10 protein-coding genes and 1 tRNA gene are annotated in these 10,599 nt (G+C 50.2%); 3 read left to right on the top strand and 8 right to left on the bottom strand.

What is annotated here, in order from left to right; translation table 11 throughout:
• Window positions 1-182: 182 nt before the first annotated feature.
• Window positions 183-854 (top strand): deoxyribose-phosphate aldolase, encoded by a 672-nt coding sequence (gene deoC / locus EV211_RS07380; RefSeq protein WP_133528787.1) that lies wholly within the window; start codon window positions 183-185, stop codon window positions 852-854.
• Window positions 855-1,036: 182 nt separating this feature from the next.
• On the opposite strand, the gene EV211_RS07385 is transcribed toward deoC, so the two are convergent.
• The 6 genes from EV211_RS07385 to EV211_RS07405 all read right to left on the bottom strand — a co-directional run bounded on the left by EV211_RS07385 (window position 1,037) and on the right by EV211_RS07405 (window position 5,191).
• Complete coding sequence (locus EV211_RS07385) at window positions 1,037-1,987, bottom strand: NAD(P)-dependent oxidoreductase (RefSeq protein ID WP_133528788.1); 951 nt, start codon at window positions 1,985-1,987, stop codon at window positions 1,037-1,039.
• Window positions 1,988-1,998: 11 nt separating this feature from the next.
• A complete protein-coding gene (locus EV211_RS07390; RefSeq protein ID WP_133528789.1) occupies window positions 1,999-3,510 on the bottom strand; it encodes a glutamate synthase-related protein in 1,512 nt (503 codons plus the stop codon).
• Window positions 3,511-3,856: 346 nt separating this feature from the next.
• Window positions 3,857-4,030 (bottom strand): metallophosphoesterase family protein, encoded by a 174-nt coding sequence (locus EV211_RS10740; protein WP_166635407.1) that lies wholly within the window; start codon window positions 4,028-4,030, stop codon window positions 3,857-3,859.
• Window positions 4,031-4,050: 20 nt separating this feature from the next.
• Window positions 4,051-4,353 (bottom strand): helix-turn-helix domain-containing protein, encoded by a 303-nt coding sequence (locus EV211_RS07395; RefSeq protein WP_133528790.1) that lies wholly within the window; start codon window positions 4,351-4,353, stop codon window positions 4,051-4,053.
• A gap of 136 nt (window positions 4,354-4,489) precedes the next feature.
• Complete coding sequence (locus EV211_RS07400; protein ID WP_166635408.1) at window positions 4,490-5,011, bottom strand: GNAT family N-acetyltransferase; 522 nt, start codon at window positions 5,009-5,011, stop codon at window positions 4,490-4,492.
• A 104-nt stretch (window positions 5,012-5,115) separates the two neighbouring features.
• Window positions 5,116-5,191 (bottom strand) — tRNA-Ala (locus tag EV211_RS07405).
• Between the two features lie 700 nt (window positions 5,192-5,891).
• Between EV211_RS07405 and EV211_RS07410 the strand changes: the two genes are divergently transcribed.
• A complete protein-coding gene (locus tag EV211_RS07410; RefSeq protein ID WP_133528792.1) occupies window positions 5,892-6,740 on the top strand; it encodes a hypothetical protein in 849 nt (282 codons plus the stop codon).
• A gap of 634 nt (window positions 6,741-7,374) precedes the next feature.
• On the opposite strand, the gene EV211_RS07415 is transcribed toward EV211_RS07410, so the two are convergent.
• Together EV211_RS07415 and EV211_RS07420 are read right to left on the bottom strand one after the other, a co-directional pair.
• Entirely contained in the window at window positions 7,375-8,253 is an 879-nt protein-coding gene (locus tag EV211_RS07415) for an MBL fold metallo-hydrolase (RefSeq protein ID WP_133528793.1), read from the bottom strand.
• A 12-nt stretch (window positions 8,254-8,265) separates the two neighbouring features.
• On the bottom strand, window positions 8,266-9,012 hold the full coding sequence (locus tag EV211_RS07420; RefSeq protein WP_133528794.1) for a hypothetical protein: 747 nt from the start codon (window positions 9,010-9,012) through the stop codon (window positions 8,266-8,268).
• A gap of 18 nt (window positions 9,013-9,030) precedes the next feature.
• Here EV211_RS07420 and EV211_RS07425 point away from each other — a divergent pair, with 18 nt between their 5' ends.
• Window positions 9,031-10,443 (top strand): ISLre2 family transposase, encoded by a 1,413-nt coding sequence (locus EV211_RS07425; protein ID WP_166635409.1) that lies wholly within the window; start codon window positions 9,031-9,033, stop codon window positions 10,441-10,443.
• Window positions 10,444-10,599 lie beyond the last annotated feature (156 nt).

Below are 10,599 nucleotides of genomic sequence, written 5' to 3' on the forward strand. Positions count from 1 at the left end.
AACATGTCTGGCCAGCAAATCCGCCAGCCCAGCAAAACATCTCCGGCCAGCAAATCCGCCGGCCCAGCAAAACACCTCCGGCCAGCAAATCCGCCATCCCAGCAAATCCGCCGGCCCAGCAACCTGTTTGCCCGGCAGGCCAAGTGTGGTATAATAGTTCCATATCAAAAGGGAGGATCATCATGAAAGAGATCAAGAATATAAACAGATACATCGACCACACTTTGTTAAAAGCCGACGCGACGCCGGACGATATAAAGAAGCTTTGTGACGAAGCACGGAAATACAATTTCTATTCCGTCTGCGTCAACTCATGCAATGTGGAGCTGGCAGCAGCCCAGCTCGAAAACAGCCCGGTGAAAGTCGCCTGCGTAGTAGGCTTCCCTTTGGGCGCCGTGGAAACCAGCGCCAAAGCCTACGAGGCTGACACCGCCTGCGCCAAGGGTGCCGACGAAATCGACATGGTCATGAATATCGGCGCCATGAAAGCCGGCGACTACGAGGCCGTCCTCGACGACATGGCCACAGTGGCCTCCATGGTCTACGACAACGACGCCATCCTGAAAGTCATCCTGGAAACCTGCCTCCTGAGCGACGCGGAAATCGTCAAAGCCTGTAAACTGGCTGTCGAGGCCCAGGTGGATTTTGTTAAAACTTCCACGGGATTTTCCACTGGCGGCGCCACAGTTGCAGACGTCAGACTCATGCGCCAGGCAGTTGGCGACCAGTGCAAAATAAAAGCCAGCGGCGGCATCCATGATTATGCCACGGCCGCGGCTTTGATTGAAGCCGGCGCAGACCGTATCGGTGCCAGCGCTTCTATTGCAATAGTTACGGGCGCGCCAGCGAAATAGCACGCGCCAGAGAAATAGCACGTGCCAGCGAAACAAGCGCGCCAGCGAAATAGCACGTGCCTGCGAAATAAGAGTGCCAGATAAATAGCACGTGCCAACGAAATAAGAGCAGTAAAAACGCCGCCCATCCGGACGGCGTTTTACATTGCGATTTCTGCGGCGGGCCGAGGCCCACGCTTCTTCTACAGCATCTTCCTGGTTTTGCTACCTCTCTTCCACAATCCTATATTCTCGAAAACCATGGCGGCCCTGCGGTCGATGGACTCGCGGGTGTCGAAGCCAACATGTGGAGTGCAGACCAGTCCGGGCGCTCCGATAAGCGGATGATCTGCGGCCAGCGGCGGATCCTTCTCGTAGACATCGATGCCTGCGAAAATCTTTCCGGCCTTCAGGGCTGCGGCCAATGCTTCCGTATCCACGACCGGTCCGCGGGAAGTGTTGATCAGAATTGCGCCCTGCTTCATTTCTCCGACTTCCTTGGAACCGATGAGCCCCTTGGTATCAGCCGTCAGCGGCGTATGAACAGAAACGATATCCGCTTCCTTCATCAGCTGATCCAGCGGCATGTACTTGATGCCCAGAGACTTGGCGGCAGCACGCTCACTGCGGCTGTAGCCTATGAGATTACATTTGAAAGCTTTGAACAATTCCGCGGTACGGCAGCCGATGGCTCCCGTGCCGACAATGCCAACCCTGCGGCCCGCCAGCTCGTGGCCCGCCAGAGAACCTTTGCCCTCGCAAGCCTGCACAGCCGCGTTGCATTTTGTTATATTTCTCAGGCAGTCCAAAGTCAGGCCCAGGGCCAGCTCCGCAACTGCGTCATCACAATATCCGCCCGTGTTGTAAATCGCCACGCCGCGGTTTTTGCACGCCTCAGTGTCCACGTGGTCGATGCCAACAAAGGCTACCGAAATCATCTTCAGGTTCTTGTCGGCCTCGATGACTGCGCCGGGCAGCGGATGGTTGGCGATCATCAGAACTTCAGCGTCGTCTGCGCGCTTGATCAGCTCGTCCACATCCGTGGTCACCGTGTCGTAAGCAGTGAATTTGTGGCCCTGGTTTATGAGTTCAGCCGCAAAACCGGCCAGCATGTCCTCGGACACGCCCAGGGGCTCCATTAAAACTATTTTCATGTGTAATCCTCCTATATTCGCGCGATCAGGTCCCTGGCCTCAGGTGTCAGCGGGATCAGGTCGGTCTTATCGAAATATTTAATGTCGAATTTCCGGTTCAGGGCGCCGAAATGCTGGAGCCCGAAGCCGATTTTGTTCAGGTACGAGAATACGCCGATGGCGCCCGGGGCGAAATCTCTGGCCTCAGTTCCGTAAATGGCGCAAAGATCCGGCAGGTCTCCGAAAATGTCGTTTATTGTCGTTCCGTAGTCCTTGAATCTGTCGGGAACATTGCCGGCCTTGATGGCCTTCCCGATGTTGTCGGCGCTCATGGCCGCAGCCATGGAAGCCCTGCAAAGACCCACGCCCGTGACCTTGCCGCTGCCCATAGCCAGGGCTTTGAACACGCCATCCTCCGACGCGAATCCGCCCGTTATGATTATGGCAGGAAGCTGGCAGCCTTCCGCCTCCAGTTTTCCGACAATTTCCACCAGCTTGCCCTCCAGGGAAACCGTCGGCAGGCACCACTCATTGATCATTTTGCACGGGCTGTAGCCACTGCCGCCGCCTGCGCCGTCGAAGGTGACCATGTCTACTTTGTTCGCCGATGCGATGCGCAAAACTCTCTCTATGTCTGACGGGTCGAAGCCGGCCATTTTGAAATACACGTTTTTCAGGCCCAGCCTGCGCAACTCCGCCAGCCGCTTCGCAAAGAATTCTTCGTCCCACTGGGGCAGCCTGCCGTACATGTAAAAGTTAGGGCAAACGCCTTTCTCGTGAGCATCCAGGGTTTCCTGCGCAAAAGGATCCGGGCGGACGATGCTGCCCATCTTTGCCTTTGCCTGGGCTTCTTTCAGGTCCTTCAGTCTGTTGACCGGCTGGGTGCCCTTGGCCGACTGACCGAACTTGAATTCCAGGGCCTCGGCTCCGTATTTGGTAATGGCGATCTCAGGCACGCCGACCATGTCGTCGTCAACATTGCACTGCGGCACGATCTGGCCGTAACCGCGATAATACTTCCTGAAGCAATCCAGTATCTCGCCCATCAAAGGGAAATCTACGACTTTTCCCTTTTCCATGCGCAGGTTCGGATCCTTGCTCTTGGAATCCTCGCCGACCATGCATGTAACGCCCGCCATAGCGGCGCCGCTGAAATAGTCGTGCCAGTCCAGCTTGATGAGGGCCGGCAATATAACAGGAAGGGCCATTTTCACCGGATTGATCGTCCCGTACTCCACGCCCAGTTTCACATTATATATCTCGGCGTCCTCATATGTAGGGGCCGCGCCCTGGGCGCCGAAAACTCTTCCGTTTATATTAAAATGTGAATAATCGAAGGGATATACTTTCTCGGAAGCGATCTGGTTAGCTCCCGTAGTCGTAGGATAAACTGTCCTCTTGCCGAGGACGGCTGCCAATCCCAATTCGCATACTGACTTGCAGTCCTCTGTGCACATAGAGCACATGCCCGACGAAGCCATGATATATTTGCTGTTGTTGCGGGTCCATTGGTAACCCGAACTTAAAGACGGTGAATAAGACATAGTAAACCTCCCTGCTAAAGTTACTGATTGCTCTCGTGATTCTCACGATTCCGCTTCAATTCAGCGTCGGTCTCTGCGGTCGGCGCTTCTTGCTTCAACTTCGCGTCGGCCTCTGCGATCGACGCTCCTTGCTTCAATTATATCACACTGCACTGCGGCGGCGCAGAAATAATGGTGGCAACAATGGATAAAAATACCCGGCGGATTTGGGAAATCCTTTGCCGGGTCAAAAATGTTCAGAAAATGTTTTTTTGTCTCTTGGCTGAAATTCTTGGGATCGTGATTTCCGCGGATAAGAATCTTGTTACCACTGAGTCTTTGCAATATCTCTGGCCATTTTTCCTCTTCATCCCATATGAGATCCCCCCAAAATGTAAATATTATCCTTTTCCTCCACAGCGGCGTTCCAGTTGTCAATTAGGGTCCTATCCATATCCTCCACATCTGCGAATTGGCGGTGGTCAAAGCCTATGATATTGGCATGCCCAAGGTGCATGTCAGCTATGTAAAAATTCCTCATTACGATCCCCTCTTTCCCGGTTACTTTTCTGCCGATTCTGTGGCATCAGGCAAAAACTCTATCCTCAAAGTCATGCCCATACCCTGAGCAAGTCGCTTCAATGTACGGACAGATGGGTTTCCGTTTCCATGCTCCAACTTGCTGATGTCACCTTGCGCGATCCCGGTGACTGTCGACAATTCTTTCTGCGTCAGTCCGGAAGTTCTCCGTGCATCTATAATTGCCTGAATAATAGCACGCTCCGGTTGAAGATTATTATATTCCTCACTGAATTCCGGATTTTGCAACTGTTCCTGCAGGAAATCATCAAATTTTGCTGTCATATTACTACACCTTAACCTCTACATCAAAGTTTTTCATTTGAAATCCTTTCTTACTATAATATATGTTATATCCTATATTGTCAATAACTTAGCAAATAAAAAACGCAAGGACACTTTACATCCTTGCGCACTTCTGTCAAATCCGTTTCTCCAGCAGCACCAGCCTGACGCCGGGTATGCCGCCCAGATCCCATGGGAACACGCCCACCTCAGCGTAGCCCAGCCTTTTGTAAAATGCCCTTGCCCCGGCGTTCCGCTCGTTGGTGTCGATGCGCAGATACCGGCAGCCCCGGCCCGCGGCGTACTCTTCGAAAAACTCCATGAACCGCCTGCCGTAGCCTTTGTGCATAACAAAAGGTTCTATGGCCAGCGTGTGCAAAACCATTACTTCTTCGGGCTCCGCGTCGTACTGCCAGTCGCCCTCGGCGTAGGCGCCCAGCTGGGTCTGGTTGATGATGCAGGTGCCGACGATTTTCCCATCTTCCTCTTCAACAAAAATATCATCCCGGCTCAAAGCCTCTTCTGCAGTGGCTGCAACCGGGTATATCTCTCTGACCCAGCCGGTAGTCAGCCTGCCCTGCTCCTCAGCCGTGTGCACGTCCGAATACAGATCCACTATCCCCTGCAGATCTGCCTTATTTGCTTTTCTGATCAACACAGCATTTCCCTCCTCTGCGCCATTCCGATTCTCTGCGCTTTTCCGATTCCTCAGATGAAAAAACTGCCTGGCGGGGATCGTCCCCATCAGGCAGCTTCTATGTGTGGTGGAGATAAGGGGGCTCGAACCCCTGACCTTTTGGATGCCATCCAAACGCTCTCCCAGCTGAGCTATATCCCCGAAATCACTCGTGATATAATCTTATACTATCACAGTGGTAAAGTCAACGAAATTTTGGTTGGAATCGAAGCCACCGCAGTGGAATCGAAGCCGCCGTAGTGGATGGTTACTGAGCTGAATAGCCTCTGCGCACGTATCAGGCAAATATCAAAGCCCATAGTGCGGATTTTTCTTTATTGTAAACCAAAATCGCACTTATTGACTCAATCAAAGGGGTCGAGGTGCGCGTCAATAGTTATATAACCCATACTTGGTATTTTATGGTAGTATATCGGATCTTAATCGCACTATTCCTCCTCTGAAACGGCCTATCCGTGCGTGACCAATCGTTGAAATTCCAATACGCGCACCTCCATGCCCTGAGGGCCACTGATAAGTGCGTAAATCAATTTGGAAACCCGCTAAGTGCACCTTTGTTCCTCGATACAGGGCTAGACGTGCGCGCTCGCACTTATACGACCAAATGGCAACAGGAAGGTGCGCGGCAAATTATAATACAGTTCAGAAAACCTTAACCTCCAGACCCGCCAGACGATGGCGCGGTAGAATTATGGTATATTTTGTAATTAATTTACATTTATTGGTTGACAAAGCCGCTCATCTGTGGCATGATTACAATTACCAGTTATTGCCAATTAGAATTTGCAGGAAAACCTGGAAGAGAATTCCCAGGAAAACCTGGAAGAACAGAGGAGGACTTATGGGATTTGCTGATGCACTGCACTTCGAACTACTCAGGCAGAAGAAAATGACGACCACTTACCCGAAAATACTGGACGACGCGCCGGATGGGCACTTGCTCATACGATCAAGACGGAAAGGGAAAACATATTACTGGGTCCACCACAATCAGAACGGCACTTCCAGCCAATTGAACATTACCGGCCAACGAGATCTTATTGCAAAATTGGTCAACAAAATGATAAAGAGAAAGATTCTGATCAGGGCTAAGAATAATGTTAAATATATGGAACTGCTGCAAAAGGAATTTTCTGACGTGGATCCGAGCGAGGTTTTGAAGTCGTGCCCAAAGAAATACCAGGACGCGGCGCTTATGCTCAGGCAACAAAACGTCGAGCGGCGCATGTTGGAGCCCTACAGTAAGGCGCCCTTTGATCCGAGGTACCATATTCACGAAACCGACTGCGGAATCATGGTTCGCTCCAAATCAGAGCAAATCACGTGCAACACATTTACAGCTTACGGAATTCCTTTCCATTATGAGGAAGAGTTCGTCCATAAAGAAGGTGGCCGTAAGATTTACACCGATTTCCGTATTTTTCTGCCCGCAGATGTCTTCTATATCTGGGAACATCTTGGATTGTTATCAGACCTCAAATACTGTGAGCGCAACGTTTGGAAACTGCATGTTTTCCAAAAAAGCGGACTCGTGCTTGGCGCAGATCTGATTCTGACTATGGATGATTCCGACGGGACTATCAGCAGTTCAATCCTCAACAAAATAATTGAAACTCAGATTCTCCCGGCATTGCAGGGTGTAAGAGTCAGCAAAGAACTTATTATGGCTGCCAATGGCGTCCGCAGATAAATAGAAACTCACAACAGATCCATCCCGGATCCGCGGGCGAGCCCACCCAAAAGGCTCAGGCCCGCAGGCGCCGGGTTGGGATGAACTGGACTGTTACAGATTGTAATAGCGCTGATACTAATCGTCATTAGGCGATTAGTAATTAACATTGACTTCACCATACTTCTCCCTGAATCTAAATTGGGCCAAATCTCCTCCTGCGCACGTATTGGTCAAATATTTATGATGATAGTGCGAATTATTTTTTATTGTAAACCAAAATCGCACTTATTGAACCATTCAAAGAGCTCGAGGTGCGCGTTGCTGGTTATAACTACCTTGATTGGGATTATATGGAATCGTATCAGACAGAAAACGCACTTCCAGGTCTCTAAAGCAGCCTATACGTGCGCGGCAAATCATTGGAATTCCAATATGCGCACCTCCATCCTCTGAGAATCACTGATAAGTGCGTAAATCAATTTGAGAATCTCTAGAACGCACCTCCATCCCTAAATACAGGCCTATACGTGCGCGAGCGCACTTATGCTACCAAATGACAACAAGAAGGTGCGCTTCAAGGTGCTCGGAAGGCGGCGCCAAGGGCGTGCCGCCGGGTGCTCGGAAGGCGGCGTCTGATAGTTGGAACGCTGTCCTACACAGCGCGCCAGAGCAACATACCATCGGCGAATTCCACATCCAGGCTGCCGGTGTCCTTAAGCCACGAAAGGTATGAGCGGACAGTGCTGCCGACGAGGACATATTGCTCGAAATCCATAACCAGGCCGTACTCGTTGAACACTTTCTGTAGGATTTGCTCGAAGCAAATGGGTGCCCGACAAAATTCGACAATTTTCGAGGCGATCTCGTTGACTTTATCGATGTTGAACTGTGCCAGAGGCGCTATGTTCTCTGTAGCCTCGGCGTGGGCAGGCACAAAAAGTCTGGCCTCCAGTGTTTTCACCATTTCCAGGGTTTCCAGGTATGCGGCCACATCATAGATGAAGCCGATCTGATATTTCTCCAGAGTCTCACGGCTGGAAAGGCAATCGGCCAGATAGACCACATCATCGCCATCCCTGAAGCCCACCATATCGAAAAAGTGCCCGGGCAACGGAATCGATTGAAAGCCCTCCGGCAAAACCTCATCTGTCAGATACTCGGCGTCGCTTTCCTTGGCCATGAGGAATTTATGGCGCAGATCCTTTGGCGGATAACCGCCGTAGAGGAAACTGGTTTCCAGAATCGGATGCCGCGTGAAATCACAGTCGATCCCCGGAGCATAGATTTTGCAGCCGGTCTGCCTTTGTAAATACTGGTTTCCGCCGATATGGTCAGCATTAGAATGAGTGTTATAAATAGCCTTCAGATGCCAGCCTTTTGTGTCCAGAATCTGTCGCACCTTACGGCCGGCATCCTTGTCGTTGCCTGCGTCGATGAGACAAACATCGGCATCATTCAATTTTACCAGGCCGATCTTGGCCGGGCTCTGGATGTAGTAGCTGTTGTCGGCCACCTGAATCAATTCAAACATAGCGATCCTCCGTTAATTCAACTTAGAATATATAGTTTTGGCCTCCTTCTGGATGGTGGGGAAGCCGTACTTGGCTTTGATCTCGGAAAGGGAGTCGTATCTGGCGGCGCCGATATTCGAGTCGTAATAGGCTGTGACCGCATCGTTGAGGGTCTTGTATTCCCTTGAATTCAGGGTCTTCTGCCAGTCGGTGCCGCCTTCCGCGTCATTGAGCGTGAAACAGATTACCGCTCCCACATCGTAGCAGAGCCAGCGGATGTCGGCCACGCGGTCGATGTGCGTGGACATATAACTGAAACACCATGAGAAGTTGGTTTTGTCCGAGCGCCCGTCGCTGATGAATGTGTAATCCGGGCTCTTGGCAACGCGGGACGCCAGTGTGCTCATGTACTGAGCCGTGCCCTCCGCGGTCTCGATGTTCATGAGTTTGCGGAACATTTTCGGGGACGCCGCCTTCAGAGCCGCTGTCACTTTCACATAATCCGAAATATTCTCATCGGTGCTGGTGAAAGTTCCGTGGGTGGCGCCGGCCAGCAATCTGTCCATGACCTTGTAGCGCAGGCCCAGCAGGCTGTACCACTGCGCGCTCTCCTCTTCATAGGAAACCGGCTCGTCCGTGGACCAGTTCTGCTGCATATCGTAATGGAAAAATTCGTGGGACAACAAAGGCAACGATAGTGTAAAATAGTTGTTGGTAATATAGATAATAGAATAGAGATCAGTTTCTGTGTTAAAATAGAATTCTAAACAAACAAACAACAGAAAGGAATGATCTCTATGCCTAACAGTATATACCAAATCACAGAAAATTTCATTAAGAAAGTTCAGGAAGTCACATTTAGTGCTGAATTAAGCAGTCTGGATGATCTGACAACGGATCTTCAAAAAGTAAGCAACGAGTTCTGCAAAAAAATGACTGAAGCGGCTTTGAAGGAACTCAATGAGTCGATAAGAGACGACCGGAAACTGCGTAAGGAAAATGGATTGACGATTCACAGTAAAGACAGGCCAAGGTCATATCTGACAGAGATCGGAGAGATCCATTATGCCAGAGATTGTTATCTTGTACATGAAACAGGCAAACATACCTGCATAATGGACCGGCTGATAGGGGTAGACGCGTATGACAGAGTGGGCAGAAATATTGGAGCCAGGCTGGTAAGTGAAGCTACAGAAAATTCATATGCGCAGAGCAGTCGGATAGTGACCGGTGGAACTGTGAGCCGTCAGACAGTGCGTAACAAGATACTGAAGATGGGGCCACTTGAGTATCCGGCGAGGGGCGAGCTGAAGCAGGTAAAGGAACTCCATATTTATGCTGATGAAGACCATGCCCATCTGCAGAAGCCAAAGAAGGCAAAAGGTAAAAAGCTCCAGATAAACCCTCTTGCGGTAGTGACGGAGGGGACTAAAGCTGTTGCAAGTGGACGCAATAAAACGATATGCCCGATGCGTTTCGTGGATCATGAGTTCAACAGCAAACGACTATGGAATAGTGTTGAGGGATACCTGCGGTCGGCCTATGATATGGACTACCTGGAAAAGATATACCTGCATGCTGATGGTGGAAGCTGGATAAAAAGCGGATTGTCAGAGATGAAACAGAAAGTAGAAGTATTGGATGGATTCCATCTTGAAAAGTATATTATGAAATTGGTAAGGCTATTCCCAAATTCAAACACACACTATCGCATAACCAATGCGATAAAAGCAAATGACAAAGGAAAAGCAGATAAAATATTTCAGTCGCTGCTTGATAAATCTGATGGAGATACCCGGAAAGAAGAAATAGTGAAAAAAGTGACGAAATACATATTAGGCCACTGGGATGCCGCGGTACTCCGTAAGACAGAGGACATCCCCGGAAGCTGCACAGAGGGGCAGATAAGCCACGTGTTATCATCTAGATTTAGCAGAGAGCCACTTGGATGGAGCAAGGAAGGCCTCGGATCACTTAGCAGCCAGAGAGTATATATTATGAATGGTGGAAATATCAAGGGTAGTGATTTTGGAGCTACAAGTGATAATACATATGCAGACCTGATGGAAATGTGTCTGTCCGGCAAGATGAACGAGAAACTGGACTGGAGTATAATCGATGCGAAGATACAAAGCATATTCGATACGGGGAGCGGAACTCAGCAGGTCCTAAAGAGCCTTGGACAGTTACAGAATGTCACGCTATCGTAGAAAATACCAAAGCCACAGAAGCTGTCAACCTAAATTACCAACAACAACTTGACACTATCAAAGGGGGGTGCGGACAAAAACCTGGACTCTATTAGGGTTCCGAAAGGAGCTATAAAATGTATTCAAAGGAGCAGCGTGAAACCGCTTTGAACCTCT

Source organism: Aminicella lysinilytica, from assembly GCF_004362975.1.
In the GTDB taxonomy this organism is placed as follows: domain Bacteria; phylum Bacillota; class Clostridia; order Peptostreptococcales; family Anaerovoracaceae; genus Aminicella; species Aminicella lysinilytica.